Genomic DNA, 21,873 nt, shown 5'->3' on the forward strand with positions numbered 1-21,873 from the left:
TCAACCCTCCAGAACCGGCAATATGCCTGATGGAACCGAAGCATTCAGCGTGCCGGTCGCGACCAGCTCGGCAGCAGCGGCGAGGTCTTTCGCCATGTAGCGGTCGATATCGAGGCTCGGAACCTTGCTGCGGATCGCGGCGATCGCCTTCAGAAGTTCGGGGCTCGTCGCAAGCGGCGCGCGCAGTTCGACGCCCTGGGCCGCCGTCAGCGCCTCGATGCCGATGATGGCGAAGAGGTTCTCGGTCATGCCGAGCAGACGGCGGGCGCCGTGGCAGGCCATGGAGACATGGTCTTCCTGATTGGCCGAAGTCGGCGTCGAATCGACCGAGGCCGGGTGCGACATCTGCTTGTTCTCGGACATCAGCGCTGCCGAAGTGACCTCGGCGATCATCAGGCCGGAATTCAAGCCGGGCTTCTTGGCGAGGAAGGCCGGCAGTCCGTAGGAAAGGGCGGGATCGACCAGTAGCGCGATGCGGCGCTGCGAGATCGCGCCGATCTCGCAGACGGCGAGCGCGATCTGGTCGGCGGCGAAGGCGACGGGTTCGGCGTGGAAATTGCCGCCTGACACAACGGAATTGTCGGAGAGCACCAGCGGATTGTCGGTGACCGCATTGGCTTCGATCTCAAGCGTACGGGCGACCGAACGCAGCAGATCGAGACAGGCGCCGTCGACCTGCGGCTGGCAGCGGATGCAATAGGGATCCTGCACGCGCTCGTCGCCTTCGATATGGCTCTGGCGGATGACCGACTGTTCGAGCAGGGCGCGAAGCGCGGCGGCGGTGTCGATCTGGCCCTTGTGGCCGCGCAGTGTGTGGATATCGGCATGGAATGGCGCCGAAGAGCCCATGGCCGCGTCGGTCGACATGGCGCCGGTGATCAGGGCGGATTGTGCGGCGCGATGGGCGCGGAAGAGGCCGGCAAGCGCCAGCGCCGTCGAGGTCTGCGTGCCGTTGATGAGTGCCAGGCCCTCCTTGGCGGCGAGCACGACCGGTTTCAGTCCGGCCCGTTCCAGGGCTTCGGCGCCGGAGAGGCGTTCGCCGGCGAAGAAGGCCTCGGCCTCGCCCATCATCACCGCCGCCATATGGGCGAGGGGCGCAAGATCGCCGGAAGCGCCGACGGAACCCTTTTCCGGGATCAGCGGGATGACTCCCTTTTCCAGCATGCCTTCGATCAGACGCACCAGCTCCAGCCGGACGCCGGAGGCGCCGCGCCCGAGCGAGACGAGCTTCAGCGCCATGATCAGGCGGACGATATTCTCCGGCAGCGGCGCGCCGACGCCGCAGCAATGCGACAGGATGAGATTGCGCTGCAGCGTGGCGACATCGGCGCTGTCGATCGTGATCGAGGCCAGTTTGCCGAAGCCGGTATTGATGCCGTAAACAGGCGCATTGCCGGCGGCAATCTCTGCAATGCGGGCGGCGGCCTTGGCAATGCCGGTATCGAAGGAGGGATCGAGCCTAGTCGGTTCGCCCGTCCAATAGATGATTTCGAGGTCTCTGAGCGAGACGGAGCCCGGGTGGAGCGTAATGGTCATCGGCCGTTCCTTTCGCCCTTGAAGACGCGCGCGTGTAGCGGATTGAAGCCGATGCGGTAGACGAGCTCGGCAAGGTTTTCGATATTCCAGACCGCGAGATCGGCAGATTTTCCGGCTTCGAGCGTTCCGGTCTTGTCAAGCAGACCGAGCGCACGGGCGCCTTCGCGGGTGGCGCCGGCGATGCATTCCTCGACGGTAAGACCGAAGAGTGTGGCCGACATATTCATGGTGAGCAGCATGGAGGTGAGCGGCGAGGTGCCGGGATTGCAGTCGGTGGCGATCGCGATCGGTACGCCCGCCTGGCGCAGCGCCGCAACCGGCGGCTTCTGCTTCTCATGGATGGCGTAGAAGGCGCCGGGCAGGAGCACGGCGACAGTGCCGGCCGCGGCCATCGCGGCAACGCCATCCTCGTCGAGATATTCGAGGTGATCGGCCGAAAGCGCGCAGTAGGACGCGGCAAGCTTGGCCCCACCGAGATTGGAGAGCTGTTCGGCATGCAGCTTGACCGGCAGGCCGAGTGCCTTCGCCTTGTCGAAGACGCGGGCGATTTCGGTCGTGGAAAAGGCGATGCCTTCGCAGAAGCCGTCGACGGCATCGGCAAGGCCGAGACTATGCACATCGTCCAGGCCGGGCAGAACGACATCGTCGAGATAATCGCCGTTGCGGCCCTTGTATTCGACCGGGGTGGCATGCGCGCCGAGATAGCTGGTGGCGACGCGAACCGGTCTGATATGGCCGAGCAGGCGGGCGCCCTGCAGCATCTTCATTTCGCCCATCCTGCTCAGCCCGTAGCCGGATTTGATCTCGATCGTGGTCACGCCTTCGCCAAGCAGCGTGTCGAGGCGCGGTAGAGCCTCTGCGACAAGCTCCTCGACCGACAGCGCATTGGTCGCCTTGACCGAGGAGACGATGCCGCCACCGGCGCGGGCGATCTCTTCATAGGTCGCGCCTTCAAGGCGCATTTCGAATTCACGGGCGCGATTGCCGCCGTGAACGATATGAGTGTGGCAGTCGACGAGGCCGGGGGTCACCCAGCGGCCTTCGAGATCGACGATCTCGGACCGTTCAATGGCGGCTGCAGGCAGCTCGCTTTCTGCGCCGGCAAAAGCAATGCGGCCGTTTTCAGTGAGCAGGGCGCCCTTTTCGACGATGCCAAGTCCCGCTTTATCAGGCGCAAGCGTCGCCAGGCGCGCATTGCGCCAAAGCACCGGCCTGACATCGGCGGATGGGGTTTCCTCTGAAAAATTGTTCCCGGTCATCAGCTTTGCGCCTTTCCTTATGCCAAAACATGTATATACATAATCGAGAGGTGACAAGAGAAATTTTGCGCGCTCTTCCGGAAAAGAAAGGTCGGCAGCGCAACAGGAGGAAAGGAAAGGCCATGACCACACTTTACGCAGAGGCGGCGCTGACGCCGCAAGGCTGGCAGAAGGACGTGCGGCTGACACTGGAAGCCGGGCGCATCGCCAGGATTGAGGCCGGCGTTTCTCCCGAAGCTGGCGATGAGCGCCACGCTCTCCTCGTTCCCGCGATGGGGAACCTGCATAGCCACGCCTTCCAGCGGGCAATGGCCGGTCTTGCCGAAGTGCGCGGCCCCGCCAATGACAGCTTCTGGAGCTGGCGCACTGTTATGTACAAGTTCGCCTTGGCGATGACGCCAGATCATGTCGAGGCGGTCGCCGCCAAGCTTTATTCGGAAATGCTGGAGGCAGGTTTTTCCCGCGTCGGTGAATTCCACTATCTCCATCATGACAGGGACGGCGCACCTTACGCCAATATTGCCGAGCTTGCCGAACGCATCGGCGCGGCGAGCGCCGAGACTGGCATTGGCCTGACGCTGCTGCCGGTCTTTTATGCCCATTCCGGCTTCGGCGGCGCTGCGCCGATCGATGGCCAGCGGCGCTTCATCAATTCGCTCGAAAGCTTTGAAAGACTGATGGACGGATGCCGGACGGTGACCAACCGGCTCGACGGCGCCGAGCTCGGGCTTGCGCCGCACAGTCTGCGTGCCGCCACTCCCGAGGAACTGGAAAAACTCGTGCCGATGGCGGGCGACGGCCCGATCCATATCCATGTCGCCGAGCAGGTGAAGGAAGTGGAGGATTGCGTCTCCTGGTCCGGCGCGCGGCCTGTGGAATGGCTGCTCGATCACGCCCCGGTCGATCAGCGCTGGTGCCTGATCCATGCGACCCACATGACCGAAGACGAGACGCGGCGGATGGCAAAAAGCGGCGCGATCGCCGGCCTTTGCCCGATCACCGAGGCCAATCTCGGCGACGGCGCCTTTGCGGCGCCGCTCTTCCTGGAAGAGGGTGGGTGTTACGGCATCGGTTCGGATTCGAACGTGCTGATCTCCGTGTCCGAAGAACTGCGCCAGCTCGAATATTCGCAGCGCCTGGCGCTTCGCGCCCGCAACGTCGTTGCAACGCCCGGCGGTTCGACGGCGCTGTCGCTGTTCACGCATGCGCTTGCCGGCGGCGGTGCCGCGCTGAAGACGCCTGTGGGTCTCGCCGAAGGCGCTTATGCCGATGTCGTTTCGCTCGATGCCGCGGCCGTTCCCTATCTCACTGGCGACCAGATTCTCGATCACTGGCTGTTTGCGGGCGGGGTTTCCGTCGATTGCGCCTGGGCGCGGGGCCGCAAGCAGGTGGCAGGCGGGCGTCATATCGGGCGCGATGCCATCGACCGGCGGTTTCTCGCGGCGATGGGGGAATTGCTCGCCGCCTGAAAAAGAGCTTTTCCTGTCCGGATATTCGAACTAGAGCAATTTCAGCAAAAACAGGTTGCGGTCTTGCATCCGGAGTTGCGTAAAAACAAAGAGATAGGGCATTCTGCGGAGGATACGGAAATGCCCTATAGCGGAAGGCCAGTCGGAACGTGGCGATGAATCAAAGCAGGGACCTCACCTTGCATCAGCGCATCCTGGGCGAGATCGAGGGCCGTATTGTCTCGGGCGAATGGCCGCCGGGGCACCGTATTCCCTTCGAGGTCGATCTCGCCACGCAATATGATTGCTCGCGCATGACGGTCAACAAGGTGCTAACCCAGCTCGCCAAGGCCGGTCTCATCGAGCGGCGCAAGAAATCCGGCAGCTTTGTCACCCAGCCGCAGGCGCAATCGGCCGTTCTCGAAATCCACGACATCAAGGCCGAGGTCCAGTCGCTGAACCTGCCCTATTCCTACGCGGTTTCGAAGAAGGCGAGCCGCAAGGCCAAGGCGGAAGACAGCCGCCGGCTGGAATTGCCTGTGGCGTCCTCGGTCGTCGAGGTCGTCTGCATTCACAATGCCGGCGCGCGGCCCTTCTGCCTGGAGGAGCGGCTGATCAGCCTTGAGACCGTGCCGGAAGCCGCCGATGCCGATTTCCTGTCGGTGGCGCCGGGGCCGTGGCTGCTCAACCAGGTGCCATGGAGTGCGGCCGAACACCGGATCCATGCCATTTCCGCGAGCGCGGAGGTGGCTGCGGCTCTCGATATAGCGCGCAACAGCGCCTGCCTTGTCGTCGAGCGCCGCACCTGGAGCGGCGCCGGCCCGGTGACGCACGTGCGCTTCACCTATCCGGGAGATCGTCACGCGCTGGTGGCGCGTTTCACGCCGGCGTCACAATAGCCGCCAGGTTCCATATACAAGATGGCAGGTGTTTTCACTCCTCGAACATCTTGCCGCTGCGCGCCTCCAGCCGGTAACGGTAGCCGGGATAGACGAGGCGGGCGGTTGAAACGACCTGCTTCGCCGACCATGTGCGCCGGCGAATGGTCAGGCACGGTTCCGTCTTCAGGATGGTGAGCAGCTTGCATTCCCAGGCCTGCGGCATCGCCGCCTCGACGACGTGCTCAGAGCCGCTGAGCGGGGCGGCCGCCGTCAGATAGGCGTTCGGCGTCAGCGTCGAAAAATCCTGATCGAGATATTCGGGAGCGGCCTCCGGGTGGACGAAACGGTCTTCGATCTGCACCGGAACGCCGTTTTCGCTGTGCACGATCAGCGAGTGGAACACTGCCGCGCCGATCTCCAGTTCCAGCGCATCGGCGATCTCGGGAGACGCTGTCTCCCGCGCCAGAACGATGACGGACGCCTCGTGGGCATGGCCGCGCTCGGCGATTTCCTCGGCGATGTTGCGCACCTCGAACAGCGCCGAATAACCCTTGCGTTCGGCGACGAAGGAGCCGACGCCCTGGATGCGGATGAGTTCGCCTTCGTTGGCGAGTTCGCGCAGCGCCCGGTTGGCGGTCATCTTGCTGACGCCGAGTTCGACTACTAGCTCGTTTTCCGAGGGCACGCGGTATTTCGGCGGCCACTCGCCGCTGTGAATGCGGTCGAGGATCACCTGTTTTACGCCGGCATAGAGCGGCGTGCTGTCATTTCCCGCCAGTTCGCGCTTCATTTCGCCGGAACGCTTCATTGCCTATTCCTTTTGCACGAATGGAATTCGCCGTATAAATCGACTTTCCTCTTGCATATCACAAAATATCTCATATGGTACCCTATACAACCTCCCGATCCGTCCTTGACATAAAAATAGGGCGGAAAGGGCAAGCCGGCGAAGATCGGCTCCGGTGCCGCAAGGTCAGTTTCAATCTCAGAGGAGAATTCATCTATGAAATTCAGCGCTATCCTTTTTTGCGGCGTCGCCGCCCTTTCCGCCTTCGCCGCGCCCGCCTTCGCCAAGGACTGGACCAAGGCGACGATCACCCTCGAAGGCGCTTATGCGCCCTGGAACCTCACCAACGCCGACGGCACGCTCGGCGGCTTCGAACCGGAGCTTGCCAAGGTGCTCTGCGAACGCGCCAAGATCGAGTGCACGCTGGTTGCTTCCGATTGGGACGGCATGATCCCGGCGCTCAATGCCGGCAAGTTCGACGTCATCATGGACGCGCTGTCGATCACCGACGAGCGCAAGCAGGTCATCGGCTTCACCATTCCTTACGCTGCGACGCCTGCCGCCTTTGCGACGGCCAAGGACAGCCCGCTGGCGAAGGCCGCCGGCACCGGCGCCACGATCAAGATGACGCCCGGCCAGACCGGCGTGAAGGAGATCGAGGCGCTGAAGGCCGCCTTCAAGGGCAAGACGATCGGCATCCAGGCGGCGACCGTCTATGCCAAGTTCGTCTATGACAACTTCGGCGACATTGCCGAGATCCGCGAATACAAGACCGGCGCCGATCGCGACCTCGACCTGCAGAACGGCCGCATCGACCTCGGCTTCGATGACGCCGTCTATTTCGCCAACGCCTTCCAGAGCGCCAATGGCGCGCTCGACTTCACCGGTCCTGAGATCGTCGGCTCGATCTGGGGCGAGGGCGAAGGTCTCGGCATCCGCAAGGCCGATACGGATCTGCGCGACAAGTTCAACGAGGCGATCAAATCAGCGCTCGCCGACGGCACCGTCAAGAACCTTTCGATGAAGTGGTTCAAGGTCGACGTCAGCCCGCAGCAATAAGGCGTTTCGGCCTTTGGCCGTAAACGCCGGTCTCCGGCTTCAACGCCGGAGACCGCGTGTTATTCTTAAATTCACAAAAACACTGCCGCGGACGGGGAACGGACGATATGGCAAGCTTGGAACTGCTTGGCTTCGGCTCGACGGGATGGGGCGCGCTGCTCATTCTCGCCACCTTGATGACGCTCGCCGTCACTGCGACGGCGCTTGCGATTGGCGCTGTTCTCGGCGCGATCGTGGCATTCGCGAAACTCTCCGGCAATCCGCTCCTCGTCACGCTCGGCAATGTCTACACGACCGTGTTTCGCGGCGTGCCGGAACTGCTGATCATCTATCTGATCTATTTCGGTGGCTCCTCGGCCGTCACGTCGATCGGCAAGGCGATGGGTTACGAAGGCTTCCTCGGCCTGCCTTCCTTCGCCGCCGGCGCGCTTGCCGTCGGTATCATCTCCGGCGCCTACCAGGCTGAGGTGTTCCGCGGCGCTTACCTTGCCATCTCCAAGGGTGAGCTCGAGGCGGCATCGGCAATCGGCATGCATCGCGGCCTGCGCTTTCGCCGCATCATCATGCCGCAGGTGCTGCGCTACGCCATTCCCGGCCTCGGTAATGTCTGGCAGCTCAGCCTGAAGGATTCGGCGCTGATCTCCGTTACCGGCCTTGCCGAGCTGATGCGCACCAGCCAGGTGGCGGCAGGCTCGACACGGCAATATTTCCTGTTCTTCATCGCCGGCGGCTGCCTCTATCTGATCCTGACCAGCCTTTCGGACCGCATCTTCAACGGCGCCGAGCGGCGCGCCAACCGCAGCATGCCGGCCTCGGCCATGGGCCAGGCGTAAGGAGACGACGATGGATTTCACCTTCCTCGCCTCGACGATGGTAACCCTGCTTAAGGCCGTGCCGACGACGCTGATCCTTTTTTCGCTGTCGATCTTCTTCGGCGGCCTGCTGGCGCTCGTCATCGTCTGGATGCGGGTCAGCGGCAACCCAGCGCTTGCGGGCTTCGCCAAGGGCTACATCTTCGTCTTCCGCGGCTCGCCGCTTTTGATCCAGATGTTCCTGGTGTTCTACGGTCTCGGCCAGTTTGGTTTCATCCGCTATTCCTTCCTCTGGCCATTCCTGCGCGAGCCGATGGTCTGCGCCATCCTGTCGCTGGCGCTCTGCACGGCCGGTTATACCGCGGAGATCTTCCGCGGCGGCATCCGGGCCGTTTCCCCGAAGGAGATCGAGGCGGCGCGCTCGATCGGCATGTCCGGCTCCCTGCTGGTGCGCCGCATCCTGGCGCCGATCGCCTTCCGCCATGCATTGCCGGCCTATTCCACCGAGATCGTGCTGATGATGAAGTCGACGGCGCTCGCAAGCCTCGTCACCGTCTGGGAGGTCACCGGCGTGGCCCAGCGGCTGATCTCGCAGACCTACCGCACGATGGAAGTCTTCCTCTGCGCGGCAATCATCTACCTCGTCCTGAATTTCATCATCCTGCAGGGCATGGCCTTGCTCGAATATTCGCTTTCCCGACACCGCCGCGCGATCCCGCAGGCGCTGAAGGCATAAGCGGCTTTTGACCCGATTGGAGCACTCATGCCAGGCGTAACCCGACTATCGGTCCGCAATATCCGCAAGAGCTTCGGTACGCACGAGGTGCTGCGCGGCATTTCCCTCGATGCTGAGGACGGCGATGTGATCTCGCTGCTCGGCGCCTCCGGCTCCGGCAAATCGACCTTCCTGCGCTGCATCAACATGCTCGAAACCGCCAGCGACGGCGAGATCTGGGTCGACGGCGAGCATATTGAAATGGTTCACAAGAACGGCAAGACAAAGCCGGCCAGCCAGAAGCAGGTGGACCATATCCGCTCCGAACTCGGCATGGTGTTCCAGTCCTTCAATCTCTGGTCGCACATGACGATCCTGCAGAACATCATCGAAGGGCCGGTCCATGTGTTGAAGCGGCCGCGCGCCGACTGCATCGCCGAGGCCGAGGCACTGCTCGAGAAGGTCGGCATCGCCGACAAGCGCCACGCCTATCCGGCCCACCTCTCCGGCGGCCAGCAGCAGCGCGCCGCGATTGCCCGCGCGCTCGCCATGAAGCCGAAGGTCATGCTCTTCGACGAGCCGACCTCGGCGCTCGATCCGGAGCTTGTCGGCGAGGTGCTGCGCGTCATGCGCGCGCTTGCCGAGGAGGGCATGACCATGCTCGTCGTCACCCATGAGATGAGCTTCGCCCGCAACGTCTCGAACCGCGTCGTCTTCATGCGCGAAGGGCTGATCGAAAGCAGCGGCAAGCCGGACGAGATGTTCACCAGCGGCGCGACGCCAGCCTTCCGCCAGTTCATCGGCCATTTCGGAACAGGTCAATGACAATAGTCATCGACAAAGTGCTGACCTGGCGCGACGTCGCGCGCGTCGGGGCAGGGGAAACGCTTGCGCTGTCGCCGGCAGCCTGGGAACGGATCGAGCAGGCAAGCCGCATCGTCGCGCGTATCGTCGAGACGGGCGTGCGCGCCTATGGTGTTAATACCGGCGTCGGCGCGCTCGCGGATACCGTGGTCGACCGTACCTCGCAAAGCCTGTTGTCGCGCAGCATCGTGCTCAGCCATGCCTGCGGCGTCGGCCCGCTGCTGCCGGTCCATGAGGTGCGCGCCATCATCGCCGCACAGATCGCCAATTTCGCCCACGGCCATTCCGGCGTGCGGCGTGAGATCGTTGAGCATCTTGCGGCGCTGCTGGAGCATGATTGCATTCCCGACGTGCCGTCGAAAGGCTCGGCGGGTTATCTCACGCACAACGCCCATACCGCGCTCGTGCTGATCGGCGAAGGCAGCGCCACGTTCGGCGGCCGGCGCATGGGCGGCCGCGAGGCGCTTGCCGCGATCGGCCTGGAACCGTTGGTGCCCGGCGCCAAGGAGGGTCTGAGCCTCGTCAACGGCACCGCCTGCGCCACCGGCTTGACGTCCGTCGCGCTTTCCCGCGCTGAACGGTTGCTCGATTGGGCCGATGCGATCGCGGCGCTGACACTGGAGGCCGCAGGCTGCCAGATCACCGCTTTTGACGAACCGGTCCTGGCGCTGCGCCCATCGGCCGGCATCGGGAAGGTGGGGGAGACCCTTCGGGCTCGCCTCCAAGGCAGCGGCCTCGTCGCCGCCGCGCTCGGCCGGCGCACCCAGGATGCGCTCAGCCTTCGTTCGGTGCCGCATGCCCATGGCGCCGCCCGCGACGTCTTCGACAATTCCGCCCGCGTCGCCGACCAGGAACTGGCTTCGGTGACGGACAATCCTGCGGTCTCAGGCACGCCGGAGCAGCCGATCGTCTCTTCCGAGGCGCATGCGGTCGCCCCCGCGCTCGGGCAGGCGGCCGACAGTCTTGCGATTGCGCTGGCGCAGATCGGCGCGATCAGCGAAAGGCGCATGGATAGGCTCGTCAATCCACTGGTGAGCGGTCTGCCGCCCTTCCTGGCAAGCGATGCCGGCAGCCATTCCGGCTTCATGATCGCGCAATATACCGCTGCCGCGCTCAGCAACGAGAACCGCCGGCTTGCCGCGCCTGCTGCCATGGACGGCGGCCTGACCTCCGGCCTTCAGGAGGATTTCCTCGCGCATCCGACGGCCGCCGCCGGCAAGCTGCTCGCCGTCATCGACAACGCCGAATATATTCTGGCGATCGAGCTGATGGCCGCTGCCCAGGCACATGATTTCCTGGCGGCGACAGCGCCGCGGGCGGCAGGCACGGACCTTGTCTATAAAGCCGCGCGGCAGCAAGTTTCCCATTATGGCGACGAGCGGCCGCTCAACGGCGATATCGAGACCGTACGAAGCCTGATCCGTGAGACTGCGCCGCCGCCGATCGGCTGAGTTCGTCAGAACGGCTTGCTGGTTTCGGAATCCTGCTTGGGCCTTCCGCCGGCCTCGAGGCGCTTGAGGCACTGAGAGAAGGTCGGGTAGAGCTGATCCACCCGCGAGAGCGGCAGCGTCCAGTCGCCTTCGTCACCGGCAAAGGTCAACTGCACGTCGGGGGTTCCGGCAAAGGAATTCTTGATGATCTTCTTCAACCCGCCACTTCCCTTGCTGGCCGGGGGCCAGAGGCGAAGCGTATTCTTGTCGAAGAACGCGGCCGCGACCACTTTCGTCATCTTGCGATCGGTCAGCGTGACCTCGGTCGTGGTGCCGGCGGGAATGTCCCATGTGTTCTTCGTTACCAGCCACAAAGTCTCGGTCGCGCTCTGGCGGAATTCCATGGTTTTGCCGATTTCACTGTCCCACAGCAGGCGGCAATAGGGCTGCGGGCTCTCGTTCGCATAGCCGACCGACCATTGTCTCGCGCCGCCCATCCAATCGGTCTCGCCAAGGGCTGCGACCGGCTGCAGCACGGCCGCCGTCAGAACCATCGCTGTCAGTATTTTCATCGCCGAAACCATCTCCAGGACAATCGGCTCCAGCGATAGCAAAAGAAGGTTGAGCTTTTGCTACCGGGCGTGCCGAAACCGCGTGGGCCGTAACCTCTACTCATCTCCGAATGCCGCAAGGTCTTGAATTTGCGGCTCACCTTGCCGATCTGGCGGGGTGGGACAAGATGTGAAGGGAGTTTGACGGCAGGCATGACGGATGTTCAACGACGCGGATTTTGGGAGAGGCTAACCGCATATGAGCCGCTGACGTTGATCACGCTGGCAACGATCGCCGGCGGGCTGTTCGTGCTGCAGCGGTTGACAAGCGAGGTTCTCGAGGGCGAGACTCTGGGCTTCGACGAGGCGATCCTGCTGGCGCTTCGACGGCATGGCGATCTTGCCGTGCCGATCGGTCCCGCCTGGCTGACGCATGCCGTCGGCGACATCACCAGCCTCGGCGGCCTCACCGTCCTGACCTTGATGACTGTTCTTGTCACCGTCTATCTTCTGCTCGACCGGCGCTGGCCGATCGCGATTTTCGTCTTTTCCTCAGTGCTGACTGGATGGCTGGCGAGCACGCTCTTGAAGATCCTCGTCGCACGGCCGCGTCCCGATATCGTGCCGCATCTCGTCGAGGTCAGCGATCTCAGCTTTCCCTCCGGACACGCCATGGTCTCGGCGGTGACCTATCTGACGCTCGGTGCGTTGCTGGCCCGGACGCAGCGGTATCGCTCGACGCGGATCTTCGTCATGGGCGCCGGCGTCTTCCTGGCCGTCATCATCGGTTTGAGTCGGATCTATCTCGGCGTCCATTACCCGACGGATGTCTTCGCCGGATGGTGCGCCGGCGCGCTCTGGGCGCTCGGCTGCTGGCTGATCTCGAAACGTTTCGTTCCAAACCGCGCCCCTGACGCTGTCGCCGAAGCCGAAAACGGCGACGGCAGATAGCGCGATGTCTAGGCCAGGCGCCGGCTCGCCCTCATGGGTGTGGCGCCGCATACCTGCGGCGCCACAAACACTTGGGTGCTTAGGTGCGCGGCTTCAGATTTTCCGGGTCATAGATCGGCTTGTAGCCGACGCCGACAACCTCCACCGGATAAGTCTCGGCAAAGTACTCGACCTCAAGCTTGCGTCCGACCTGGCAATGCGACCAGGGCAGATAGGCCAAGGCAATGTTCTTGCCGACCGTCGGGCCGTAGGCGATCGAGGTCGTGTAGGAGCGGCGGCCGAGCTCGTCGACCAGAACCTCGCCCGTCGCCGGATCGACAACCGGCAGGTTGCCGAGGGGATAACGCTTCACGCCCGATTTGTCGGTATTCTCGGTCATCACGAGCGTGCAGAGCATGGCCGGCTGGTGCTCACGCGCCTTGTATTCCAGATGTTTTGCCTTGCCGCGGAAATCGGCTTCCTTGACCTTGGGACGGGCGAGATCGCATTCGATCAGGTTGTACTGGGTCAGGAGGTCGGCGTTCTGCAGGCGCAGGCTCTTTTCCATGCGGCGCGAGTTTGCATAGGTTTCTACGCCGAAGGCCATCACACCGGTCGCGCGCAGCGCATCCCAGACGGCGAGGCCGTCTTCGTACTTCATGTGCAGTTCCCAGCCCTGCTCGCCGACATAGGAGATGCGGAAGGCGGTGACGGGCTTGCCTGCGATTTCGATCGGCTTGATCGCCGCAAAGGCGAAGTTCTCCTGATCGAGCCCGGCCGGATCGGCCACAGCCTTTTTCAGTGTGTCGCGCGCGTTCGGACCCCAGATGCCGATCGTCACGAATTTCTCCGAGACGTCGGTGATGGTCACGTCAAGGCCGCGGTCCTGAGCGACGCGCCTCATATAGTGAAGGTCGCGCGGGCCGGCGTCGGCACCGTTGACGAGACGGCACCGGTCGGCCATGCGGAAGACCGTGAAGTCAGCGCGCACCATGCCTTCGTCGTCGAGGAAGTGGGTGTAAACGCCCTTGCCGATGTTTGCATCGCCGCCGACCTTGGCGGCGCACAGCCATTCCATCAGCTCGACATGGTCAGGTCCTTCGATGTCGACCATGTGGAAGTGGCTGAGGTTGACGATGCCGCAATCCTCGCTCATCGCCAGATGCTCGGCATTCGATACGCGCCAGAAATGGCGGTTGTCCCATTCATTCTCGCGAACCGGGACGCGGTCGGCGTATTTCTCCAGCAGGTGCTCGTTGGCGGCATAGCCGTGCGCACGCTCCCAGCCGCCAAGTTCCATGAAGTAGCCGCCAAGCTCCTTCTCGCGCTCGTAGAAGGGCGAGCGCTTGACGTTGCGGGCGGATGCATAGGGTTCGCGGGTGTGAACAGCCGGGAAATAGATTTTCTGGGCGGCTTCGAAGCAGCGGCCTTCGATGAACTCTTCCGTCAGCTGATGCGGATAGAAGCGGGCGTAATCGATGCTGTTGTGATCGATTTCAGTACGGCCGTCAGTCATCCAGTCGGCGATCAGCTTGCCGTAGCCCGGGCCGTCCTTGACCCAGATGGCAACGCAATACCACAGGCCGCGCACCTTCTGGCTCTCGCCGCAGGACGCGCCGCCGGCGGCGGAAACCTGCAGCAGGCCGTTGAAGGAGTGACCTTCGTTGTAGCCGAGCTCGCCGAGGATCGGCGTCAGTTCCATGGCGCGCTCGAGCGGCTCGATGATCTGTTCCATCTCGAGGTCGCGCTGCGAGGGCGAAAGGCGCGCTTCGTGTTTTTCGAGAAGGTCGCGCGGATGGCACATGCGCGGATTGGTGGCCTCGTAATAGCCCCACTCGATCTGGCCGCCTTCCGTCGTCGCCGGGTCGCCGGTATCGCGCATATAGGCGGAGTTGCCCTGGTCACGCAGCAGCGGGAAGCCGATTTCCTTGCCGGTGCCTTCAAACTCGTTATAGGGACCGAAGAAGGTGAGCGGGTGGTCGACCGGCATAACAGGCAGGTCTTCGCCGACCATCTCGGCGATCAGGCGTCCCCAGAGGCCGGCGCAGACGATGACGTGATCGGCCATAATAGTGCCGCGATGGGTGACGACGCCCTTGATGCGGCCGCCTTCGACGATCAGCGACTTCGCCGGGGTGTTGCCGAACACCTTGAGCTTGCCTGCCTTTTCGGCGGCATCGACCAGCTTGCCGGCAACGGTCTGCGAGCGCGGAATGACGAGGCCGGCATCCGGATCGAAAAGGCCGCCCATCACCTGATCTTCCTCGATCAGCGGGAACCTTTCCTTGATCTCGGAAGGGCTGACATAATGGGCGCGCGTGCCGAAAGCGCGTGCCGAGGAAAGCTTGCGCTTGATTTCTTCCATCCAGGCATCGTCGCCGGTCCGCGCCACTTCGAGACCGCCGATGCGGGCGTAATGGCCCATCTTCTCGTAGAAATCGATCGAATATTGCGTAGTCCAGACCGACAGATAGTCGTGGCTCGTGGTGTAACAGAAGTCGGAGGCATGGGCTGTCGAGCCGATATCGGTCGGGATGCCCGACTTATCGATACCGACGATATCGTCCCATCCGCGCTCGACGAGATGATGCGCGATGGAGGCGCCGACGATACCGCCGAGCCCGATGATGACGACCTTTGCCTTTTCCGGAAATGCTGCCACGTGCTGTTCCTTCTACTTATCGCACGAATAAAAATTACCTAGCTGCGCTTGGCTTGCGCTTCGCGCGTCAGATGCAGGAGCCATGTCAGCCTGGTAAGCGTGTCATATTTACCGAAGCTGCGGAAGCCCCAGACCTTTCCGCGTGGAAGCTGCGATCAAGCTATTATGCACAAGGCTCAGGATCGTCATTGGTCCTTCGCCGCCGAGTACCGGCGTAATTGCGTCAGCCCGCATCGAACGGTCAGGCAGTGATTAGCGACGATTGGATATAGACGAGCCCTGCAGCTTGCCCATTCGCTCGCACACCCCAGGATCACGGCGCGGAAATCGCTGCAAGCCGGTCGATATCCACGAGCACGATGTCTTCCGAAACAGGCTCGCGATTGTGCAGGCGGAACCATTCGGCCGCTTCGCGCACACGGTCTCCGTGCGGCGACGGATAGGCACCCAGTCCGAGGACCCATTCCCGCACGGTTTCGCGCTCCATCCGCCCGGCCCGGTACCGGTCGCAGACAGTTTTAGCCGATGCGACGAGATCATTGATGCTTTTCATGGCTGCCCCTCAATGCACGGAAGGCTCGTCATCGTCGAGAAAGGATCGGATGCCGTCCCGCGCCACGACGGCCAGGAATTCGTCAAAAGCCTCCCGGTCGGTCGCGAAGGGTTCGTCCCAGCGGATCAGGTCCTCCGACTGCGTGACGACTTCCATCGTCCAGTCTTCATTGCTGCCGGAGGTTCGAAAGATATCGACGAGCACGGTAATCCCGTCATCGGTGAATTCGCCCGCCAGTTCGGAATGCTCAAATTTCTGTTTCTTTGCCATTAATCAGCCGCCAGCGCCGGGAGGGGCGTCATTTTTCAAATATTCTTCGTATTGAACCGTCTCGGTTTCATCAGTGTCTATAGAAGCCGACGCCGGTCTTGCCAAGCGAACGCCGGCACCGCCGCCATTCTCCTGGATGAAAAGCACACCCGCGTTCTCCAGGCCCTGCTTGATGTTCTGCAAGGTTTGATCGTCGGGGGAAATCCTGCCCGCTTCGAAACCGGCAATCGTTGCCTTTGCGACTGTCGAGGCCGAAGACAGGTCGTCCTCAGACCACGCGATGAGAGCACGTGCGGCGCGGCACTGAGCTGGAGATAGATACAAATCACCACCTGGCATTGAAGTTCTGATTCTTGCTCTGAGTCAGCAATACAAAGATGTAACCACAGGAGAAGAAAGCAAGCGAGGCTCATTGTCAGCCACATGCCGATTGCAGTCGCGCATTCCCAATGCCGGATGGAAACCAGGCGTGCCGTCAACCAGAGATCTTTCGAGCTTTAATGATCTACCCTCATTGGATGATGGGGAGGTTGATTGACTGAATATAATGAAAGCCTAATTTAATGCCCCTTTACCACGCGCCAGGGAGGTAACGATGCGCGAGCCAGATATGCAGAAACTCGATGCGCTTGTCGGTCGTCTTGTTGGAGACGTCGGCGCCGCCGTGTCAGGTGCCTTGGTCGTGCTTGGCGACAAGGTGGGATTGTTCAAGGCGATGGCCGATGGGACACCCTTGAGCGTCGAGCAGCTTGCCGCAAAAACCGGCGTGAAGGAGCGGTACCTCAGGGAGTGGCTGAGCGCCCAGGCGGCGGCGGACTATGTCACCTACAATGAGAAAACCGATCGTTTCAGCCTGACGCCTGAGCAGGCGATGGTGTTCGCCGAGGAAAACAGCCCCGCCTTCTTTGTCGGCGCCTTCGAGGTCGTGCAATCCATGTGGATGGACGAGCCGAAAGTCGCTGAAGCCTTCCGCACCGGCAAAGGTCTCGGCTGGCACGAGCACAGCGCCTGCCTCTTCCGGGGAACAGAGCGGTTCTTTCGCCCGGGCTACAACAGTCATCTCGTCAACGAATGGATTCCGGCTATTGAGGGGATGGACGAAAAGCTCAAGGCCGGCGCCAATGTCGCCGACGTCGGCTGCGGTCACGGTGCGTCGACCATCCTGATGGCGCAGGCCTATCCCGCCTCGCATTTTACCGGCTTCGACTATCACGGCCCATCGATCGAAAGAGCCAAGGCAGCCGCGCAAGAGGCGGGCGTGGCGGACCGCGTGACCTTCGAGCAGGGACGGGCGTCCGAATTTCCGGGGCGCAGCTATGATATGGTCGCCATGTTCGACTGCCTTCACGACATGGGCGATCCGGTCGGCGCCGGACGGCACGTCAAGGAGACGCTTGCCCCGAACGGCACCTGGCTGATCGTCGAGCCCTTTGCCCATGACCATCTCAAGGACAATCTCAACCCGGTCGGCCGCGTCTATTACGGTGCGTCGACGATGATCTGCACGCCGGCATCGCTTTCCCAGGAGGTGGGGCTCGGGCTCGGCGCTCAGGCGGGAGAAATGAAGCTTCGAAAGGTCGCGCTCGACGCCGGCTTCACGCATTTCCGCCGTGCGACGGAAACGCCATTCAACATGGTGTTCGAGGTGCGGGCGTAAAGCAGATCAGTCGTTTTTTCAGGGTGTCGGCTAGGTACTGACCGCTATTGCGGCACCTGGAACAGGTGACGGATTCGCATCAGCAACGAGGTCATCGAGCTGCCGTTCAACGTCGCGCCTTCGGTGGCAAGGGAATGCTGGCCGGTCTCGATGCGGCGGGACAGCGTGGCGGCAAGCTCCTCGGCGATACCGGGCCTGTCGTGCAGCAGCGGTGTCAGACTGGTCTGCGCAATTTCGTAAATGACCACGAAGGTGAGGGCGTGCAGGCTTGCCGCTTCGCCGGCGCCGATCAGCAGTCCGCTCTCGCCGAAATAGTCGCCCGGCGCCAATCGTCCGACTTCGGTTTCCTTGTGGCCTTCCTTCCGCATCGCGATGACGGCGCCGCTGCGCACGATCATCAGCGAGGCCACCGTATCCCCCTGTTCGATCAGAATCGCATCCTTCTTGAATGTCCGCCGCGTCATCGAGGCGGCCAGCGTCTCCTTCTCGTCCTCGGTCAACGAGGAAAACAGGGGGATGGCGTCGAGAAGCTTGAGCGGCGTCGGACGATGCGGCCCTGCCGTTTCTTCCGGCTGCATCCGGTCGGGCGGCGGGCCGGCGGCGTCGATCGGCCGCGCCAGGGTGAGGCCGGCAGCCTTGATGTGGCGATAGACGAGATCGAATATCTCATTCTTCGCCGGCCCGGCGTGGCCAATATCCTTGACGCGGAAAGAGAGTTCCACTTCCACCGCATCGGCATTGAGCGATTTGACCTGCACGCCGGGCTTTGGTTCCGTCAGGATAGAGCCGCTGCTCAAAAGCACGGTGCGCATGACCTCGACGATCGTCGATGGCCCGGCCGTCGGTACGACGCGGACCGTCAGCATGACACCGTGGCTGCGGTCGGGGCTGCTGAGGTTGGTCAGCCCCACCTTGGCAAGGAAGCTGTTTGGCAGGATGACGAGGTCGTTCGTGCCGTTCAGGAGATGCGTGGAGCGCCAGTTGGTTTCGACGACCCGTCCTTCGACGCCGTCGTTGAGGACGATCCAGTCGCCGATTGTATAAGGCCGGCCGAGATTGAGGGCGATGCCGGAAAAGACGTCGTTCAGCGTGCTCTGCAGCGCCAGGCCGAGGATGATGGCGAAGACCCCCGAGGTGGCGATCAGCGTTCCGACGGGAAAGCTGAAGACATAGGCCACCACCGAGAGGATCGCGCCGAGATAGATCAGGCCGATGACCAGATCCTGAACGAGGCGTCCCTCCCGCGGTTGGCGTTCGAAGATCAGGAAGACACGAACGAAGCCGATCAACGCCCAGGCGGCATTGATCCACCAGACCACTTTGGCAAGGGCGATGAAGACACGTTCGAAGGTGGAAGACGATGGCGGACTGACCTCGTAGGGCACGATATCGTGATAGAGAAGCAGGATGGTCAGCGCCGTGAGGAAGAAGACCTGGCCGGCCAGCTTCCAGCTCGGGAAGGGGCGAAGGGCAACTCGGGTAACCATCGCGCCGACCACGGCCACCGCTCCGACCTGGACGATGGGATCGGAAAGCACCTCGGACCATGTGGGATCGTCAAGCATCGAAATCAACTCGCGAGGGAAGGCTGCGCCCTGTAGCACGTACGCATCCGGCCTTCCAAGCCGACCGCGAGGCAACCATAGAAGAATCTTGGTCGCTGTCATCGAATATTCCTTGAGAAAATTCCATATCGTCGCGACGTCCGCCAGGCAGGGCGAACCAGAGGTCCGGAGAGCAACATTGCCCTTCGTTCTAGCAATGTCAAACCGCCACGTAGCAGTGGATTTGGCGTTGTGGCCTTCGGGCGATCAGGGCGCTCAGCGAAGCTTGCCGATGCTGGCATACATGCCGGTCGTTCGGAATTCCGTCGGGTTGGTGCCGTAGACGCGGCGGAAGACCTTGGAGAAATAGTTGGCGTCCTCGAAGCCGCACATGATGGCGACTTCTTTGACCGGCAGGAAGTCCGCCTTGGTCAGAAGTTTGACGGCGCGCTGCAGGCGCTGCTGCAGCACGAATTCGGCCGGCGGCATGCCCTCGCTCTCGGCGAAGCTGCGCGAAAAATGCGCGCGGCTGAGGCCGACGATGCCGGCGAGGTCGCTGACCGGCAGCGGCTTGTCGAGATTGGCGTTGATATGGTCGATCACCGGCTGCATGAGGCTGAGCTCGGCGGCAAAGGCCGGCGAGCCGAAGACGTCGTCATAGAGCGCCATTGCCGCCTCATAGGCGATTGCCGAGGCAGCGCCCGGCGACGTCACGCCCTTGACGAGGCGCAGGCTGCAATCGGCGAGATGGTCGATGGTCGAGGGTTGCAGTTTCAAGACCGGGCCGGCAGTGGAAAGCACCAGCTTGTGGATGCGCAGCGTCTCCTCGCCATTCATCGAAATCCAGAAATATTCCCAGCGGTCGCCCTTCTCCAGCCAGTAGCGGTGATTGTGGGGCACGAGCACGAGCAGGGTGTCGCCTCCCTGGAGGCGATAGTTGCGGTTCTGGTAGCGCAGCCGGCCACTGCCGCTGATCGTGTGCTGCAGCACGGTGAAGGGGGTCTGGCCGCGCCGGCGGCCGTCCCAATCATAGGTTTCGTTCTCACGCACTTCATAGCCGGTACTGGTCGGCATGGCGTGCAATGGCTGGCGGCCGCGGGGCAATGAGACCGTCCTCATCGACTGTCCGTTAGAGATCAAATCATGCAGCACAAAATTACCCATGAAAGCATAATCCTTCTCTGGCGGCCCCGCCGATTTCGGGCATAATCCCGCTCGACAAGGAAGAAGAGACCACGGCCGAACACAGCGGTCGGGAGGAAAACAGGCAGTTTTACGGCTTTTCAACCACATGCGCCGGCATGCGGCCTGATCCTTCATAGCCATCTTTTCTCTAGCATTCGATTGGGTCGAGGTGAAGATCATGAGTTTCAAAATCGCTATCATCGGCGCGGGCAGCGTTGGGTTCACCAAGAAGCTGTTCACCGACATATTGTGTGTTCCGGAGTTTCGCGACGTGGAATTCGCGCTGACTGATCTCAGCGAACACAATCTGGAAATGATCAAGGCGATCCTCGATCGCGTCGTCGAGGCGAACGGGCTGCCGACGAAAGTGACGGCGACGACCGACCGGCGCAAGGCGCTGGCGGGCGCACGTTATATCATCAGCTGTGTGCGGGTCGGCGGCCTCGAGGCCTATGCGGATGATATCCGCATTCCATTGAAATACGGCATCGACCAGTGCGTGGGCGATACGATCTGCGCCGGCGGCATCCTTTATGGCCAGCGCAACATCCCCGTCATTCTCGACTTCTGCAAGGATATAAGAGAGGTCGCCGAGCCCGGCGCGAAGTTCCTGAACTATGCCAACCCGATGGCGATGAACACTTGGGCGGCGATCGAATACGGCAAGGTCGATACTGTCGGCCTCTGCCATGGCGTCCAGCACGGCGCCGAACAGATCGCCGAGGTGCTCGGCGCGAAGTCTCGCAGCGAACTCGACTATATCTGCTCCGGCATTAACCACCAGACCTGGTTCATCGATCTGCGCCTCAATGGCCGCAAGATCGGCAAGGACGAACTGATCGCAGCCTTCGAGGCACATCCCGTCTATTCGCAGCAGGAGAAGCTGCGCATCGACGTGCTGAAGCGGTTCGGCGTCTATTCGACGGAAAGCAACGGCCATCTCTCGGAATACCTGCCCTGGTACCGCAAGCGGCCGGACGAGATTACCCGCTGGATCGACATGTCCGATTGGATCCACGGCGAGACCGGCGGTTATCTCCGTTATTCCACCGAAACGCGCAACTGGTTCGAGACGGAATTTCCGCAATTCCTGGAATCCGCTTCGAAGCCGATCGATCCTGCCAAGCGCTCGAACGAACATGCCAGCCACATTTTGGAGGCGCTTGAGACGAACCGGGTCTATCGCGGCCATTTCAACGTCAAGAACAATGGCGTCATCACCAACCTGCCTTCCGACGCGATCATCGAATCGCCGGGCTTCGTCGATCGCTTCGGCATCAACATGGTCTCGGGCGTCACCCTGCCGGAAGCCTGTGCGGCAACCTGCAACGCATCGATCAACGTCCAGCGCATGTCGGTGCACGCTGCAATCAGCGGCGACATCGACCTGCTGAAGCTCGCTGTGCTGCACGATCCGCTGGTCGGCGCCGTCTCGACACCCGAAGAGGTGTGGCAGATGGTCGACGAGATGGTTGTTGCCCAGGCACGCTGGCTGCCGCAATATGCCGATGCCGTGCCGGCCGCCAAGGAGCGGCTGTCGAAATCGAAGGTGCAGACCCGCGACTGGGCAGGTGCTGCGCGGCGCAATGTCCGCTCGATCGAGGAATTGCGCGCCGAAAAGGCTGCTGTGAAACAGGCCGTCTGAGTTTTGTGAAGGATGGGTCGTCATGGGTTTCCGGGAGGGAAATCCATGACATCAAGCCCCGCTTTCACGTCGTGCGAGGAAAATG

Annotated in this window: 20 protein-coding genes; 10 read left to right on the forward strand and 10 right to left on the reverse strand. The window is 62.3% G+C overall.

The annotated features are described in order from the left end of the window. Both hutH (NE852_RS24295) and hutI read right to left on the reverse strand, forming a co-directional pair. Positions 1-1,536 carry a histidine ammonia-lyase gene (gene hutH, locus NE852_RS24295; protein WP_008531694.1) on the reverse strand — a complete coding sequence of 512 codons (1,536 nt, stop codon included), beginning with the start codon at positions 1,534-1,536 and terminating at the stop codon, positions 1-3. Beyond that, positions 1,533-2,795: an imidazolonepropionase gene (hutI, locus tag NE852_RS24300; protein ID WP_008531695.1), complete on the reverse strand. Its 1,263-nt coding sequence runs from the start codon at positions 2,793-2,795 to the stop codon at positions 1,533-1,535. The genes hutH (NE852_RS24295) and hutI overlap by 4 nt, the downstream gene beginning before the upstream one ends. Positions 2,796-2,917: 122 nt before the next feature. Between hutI and NE852_RS24305 the strand changes: the two genes are divergently transcribed. Beyond that, positions 2,918-4,264 carry a formimidoylglutamate deiminase gene (locus NE852_RS24305; protein WP_008531696.1) on the forward strand — a complete coding sequence of 449 codons (1,347 nt, stop codon included), beginning with the start codon at positions 2,918-2,920 and terminating at the stop codon, positions 4,262-4,264. 155 nt (positions 4,265-4,419) lie between these two features. Continuing rightward, complete coding sequence (gene hutC, locus NE852_RS24310) at positions 4,420-5,142, forward strand: histidine utilization repressor (protein WP_008531697.1); 723 nt, start codon at positions 4,420-4,422, stop codon at positions 5,140-5,142. A gap of 34 nt (positions 5,143-5,176) precedes the next feature. Here the strand turns inward: hutC (NE852_RS24310) and hutC (NE852_RS24315) are convergent, their stop codons facing one another. Further along, positions 5,177-5,932 (reverse strand): histidine utilization repressor, encoded by a 756-nt coding sequence (gene hutC / locus NE852_RS24315; protein ID WP_008531698.1) that lies wholly within the window; start codon positions 5,930-5,932, stop codon positions 5,177-5,179. Between the two features lie 195 nt (positions 5,933-6,127). Here hutC (NE852_RS24315) and NE852_RS24320 point away from each other — a divergent pair, with 195 nt between their 5' ends. The 5 genes from NE852_RS24320 (at position 6,128) to hutH (NE852_RS24340) (ending at position 10,812) form a co-directional block, all read left to right on the forward strand. Continuing rightward, complete coding sequence (locus NE852_RS24320) at positions 6,128-6,970, forward strand: transporter substrate-binding domain-containing protein (protein WP_258156815.1); 843 nt, start codon at positions 6,128-6,130, stop codon at positions 6,968-6,970. Between the two features lie 107 nt (positions 6,971-7,077). Further along, on the forward strand, positions 7,078-7,803 hold the full coding sequence (locus NE852_RS24325) for an ABC transporter permease (protein ID WP_258156816.1): 726 nt from the start codon (positions 7,078-7,080) through the stop codon (positions 7,801-7,803). A gap of 10 nt (positions 7,804-7,813) precedes the next feature. Then, positions 7,814-8,518 (forward strand): ABC transporter permease, encoded by a 705-nt coding sequence (locus NE852_RS24330; RefSeq protein WP_258156817.1) that lies wholly within the window; start codon positions 7,814-7,816, stop codon positions 8,516-8,518. A gap of 27 nt (positions 8,519-8,545) precedes the next feature. Next, on the forward strand, positions 8,546-9,322 hold the full coding sequence (locus NE852_RS24335) for an ABC transporter ATP-binding protein (protein WP_008531703.1): 777 nt from the start codon (positions 8,546-8,548) through the stop codon (positions 9,320-9,322). Then, positions 9,319-10,812: a histidine ammonia-lyase gene (gene hutH / locus NE852_RS24340; RefSeq protein WP_258156818.1), complete on the forward strand. Its 1,494-nt coding sequence runs from the start codon at positions 9,319-9,321 to the stop codon at positions 10,810-10,812. Before NE852_RS24335 ends, hutH (NE852_RS24340) begins: the two co-directional genes overlap by 4 nt. A 5-nt stretch (positions 10,813-10,817) precedes the next feature. Here hutH (NE852_RS24340) and NE852_RS24345 read toward each other — a convergent pair whose 3' ends face one another. After that, positions 10,818-11,363, reverse strand: coding sequence for a hypothetical protein (locus NE852_RS24345; RefSeq protein ID WP_258156819.1), 546 nt, complete (start codon positions 11,361-11,363; stop codon positions 10,818-10,820). Between the two features lie 192 nt (positions 11,364-11,555). On the opposite strand from NE852_RS24345, the gene NE852_RS24350 reads away from it, so the two are divergent. Then, the gene (locus NE852_RS24350) at positions 11,556-12,293 is read left to right on the forward strand and encodes a phosphatase PAP2 family protein (protein ID WP_008531709.1); all 738 of its coding nucleotides are present in this window, start codon (positions 11,556-11,558) and stop codon (positions 12,291-12,293) included. 79 nt (positions 12,294-12,372) lie between these two features. Here NE852_RS24350 and NE852_RS24355 read toward each other — a convergent pair whose 3' ends face one another. The 4 genes from NE852_RS24355 to NE852_RS24375 form a co-directional block, all read right to left on the reverse strand. Next, complete coding sequence (locus tag NE852_RS24355) at positions 12,373-14,934, reverse strand: FAD-dependent oxidoreductase (RefSeq protein ID WP_008531710.1); 2,562 nt, start codon at positions 14,932-14,934, stop codon at positions 12,373-12,375. 313 nt (positions 14,935-15,247) lie between these two features. Further along, a complete protein-coding gene (locus NE852_RS24365; RefSeq protein WP_003554151.1) occupies positions 15,248-15,487 on the reverse strand; it encodes a hypothetical protein in 240 nt (79 codons plus the stop codon). 9 nt (positions 15,488-15,496) lie between these two features. Then, positions 15,497-15,757, reverse strand: a complete 261-nt coding sequence (locus NE852_RS24370; RefSeq protein WP_008531711.1) for a hypothetical protein — start codon at positions 15,755-15,757, stop codon at positions 15,497-15,499. Between the two features lie 3 nt (positions 15,758-15,760). After that, the gene (locus NE852_RS24375; RefSeq protein WP_037173497.1) at positions 15,761-16,081 is read right to left on the reverse strand and encodes an XRE family transcriptional regulator; all 321 of its coding nucleotides are present in this window, start codon (positions 16,079-16,081) and stop codon (positions 15,761-15,763) included. A gap of 271 nt (positions 16,082-16,352) precedes the next feature. On the opposite strand from NE852_RS24375, the gene NE852_RS24380 reads away from it, so the two are divergent. Continuing rightward, positions 16,353-17,414 (forward strand): class I SAM-dependent methyltransferase, encoded by a 1,062-nt coding sequence (locus tag NE852_RS24380; RefSeq protein ID WP_008531715.1) that lies wholly within the window; start codon positions 16,353-16,355, stop codon positions 17,412-17,414. 44 nt (positions 17,415-17,458) lie between these two features. Here NE852_RS24380 and NE852_RS24385 read toward each other — a convergent pair whose 3' ends face one another. Then, positions 17,459-18,979, reverse strand: coding sequence for a mechanosensitive ion channel family protein (locus NE852_RS24385; protein ID WP_008531717.1), 1,521 nt, complete (start codon positions 18,977-18,979; stop codon positions 17,459-17,461). 255 nt (positions 18,980-19,234) lie between these two features. Next, entirely contained in the window at positions 19,235-20,077 is an 843-nt protein-coding gene (locus NE852_RS24390) for an AraC family transcriptional regulator (protein ID WP_037173499.1), read from the reverse strand. Between the two features lie 244 nt (positions 20,078-20,321). On the opposite strand from NE852_RS24390, the gene NE852_RS24395 reads away from it, so the two are divergent. Then, positions 20,322-21,788, forward strand: a complete 1,467-nt coding sequence (locus tag NE852_RS24395) for an alpha-glucosidase/alpha-galactosidase (protein ID WP_008531719.1) — start codon at positions 20,322-20,324, stop codon at positions 21,786-21,788. Positions 21,789-21,873: the final 85 nt, after the last annotated feature.

The sequence above is a fragment of the Rhizobium sp. Pop5 genome, from assembly GCF_024721175.1.
Classification (GTDB): Bacteria; Pseudomonadota; Alphaproteobacteria; order Rhizobiales; family Rhizobiaceae; genus Rhizobium.

Coding starts and splice junctions, on each gene's coding strand:
- NE852_RS24365 (WP_003554151.1), bottom strand. CDS start 15,487: ATGAAAAGCATCAATGATCTCGTCGCATCGGCTAAAACTGTCTGCGAC.
- hutI (WP_008531695.1), bottom strand. CDS start 2,795: ATGACCGGGAACAATTTTTCAGAGGAAACCCCATCCGCCGATGTCAGG.
- NE852_RS24380 (WP_008531715.1), top strand. CDS start 16,353: ATGCGCGAGCCAGATATGCAGAAACTCGATGCGCTTGTCGGTCGTCTT.
- hutC (WP_008531698.1), bottom strand. CDS start 5,932: ATGAAGCGTTCCGGCGAAATGAAGCGCGAACTGGCGGGAAATGACAGC.
- NE852_RS24345 (WP_258156819.1), bottom strand. CDS start 11,363: ATGAAAATACTGACAGCGATGGTTCTGACGGCGGCCGTGCTGCAGCCG.
- hutH (WP_008531694.1), bottom strand. CDS start 1,536: ATGACCATTACGCTCCACCCGGGCTCCGTCTCGCTCAGAGACCTCGAA.
- NE852_RS24370 (WP_008531711.1), bottom strand. CDS start 15,757: ATGGCAAAGAAACAGAAATTTGAGCATTCCGAACTGGCGGGCGAATTC.
- NE852_RS24330 (WP_258156817.1), top strand. CDS start 7,814: ATGGATTTCACCTTCCTCGCCTCGACGATGGTAACCCTGCTTAAGGCC.
- hutC (WP_008531697.1), top strand. CDS start 4,420: ATGAATCAAAGCAGGGACCTCACCTTGCATCAGCGCATCCTGGGCGAG.
- NE852_RS24320 (WP_258156815.1), top strand. CDS start 6,128: ATGAAATTCAGCGCTATCCTTTTTTGCGGCGTCGCCGCCCTTTCCGCC.
- NE852_RS24350 (WP_008531709.1), top strand. CDS start 11,556: ATGACGGATGTTCAACGACGCGGATTTTGGGAGAGGCTAACCGCATAT.
- hutH (WP_258156818.1), top strand. CDS start 9,319: ATGACAATAGTCATCGACAAAGTGCTGACCTGGCGCGACGTCGCGCGC.
- NE852_RS24335 (WP_008531703.1), top strand. CDS start 8,546: ATGCCAGGCGTAACCCGACTATCGGTCCGCAATATCCGCAAGAGCTTC.
- NE852_RS24390 (WP_037173499.1), bottom strand. CDS start 20,077: ATGAGGACGGTCTCATTGCCCCGCGGCCGCCAGCCATTGCACGCCATG.
- NE852_RS24395 (WP_008531719.1), top strand. CDS start 20,322: ATGAGTTTCAAAATCGCTATCATCGGCGCGGGCAGCGTTGGGTTCACC.
- NE852_RS24385 (WP_008531717.1), bottom strand. CDS start 18,979: ATGCTTGACGATCCCACATGGTCCGAGGTGCTTTCCGATCCCATCGTC.
- NE852_RS24325 (WP_258156816.1), top strand. CDS start 7,078: ATGGCAAGCTTGGAACTGCTTGGCTTCGGCTCGACGGGATGGGGCGCG.
- NE852_RS24305 (WP_008531696.1), top strand. CDS start 2,918: ATGACCACACTTTACGCAGAGGCGGCGCTGACGCCGCAAGGCTGGCAG.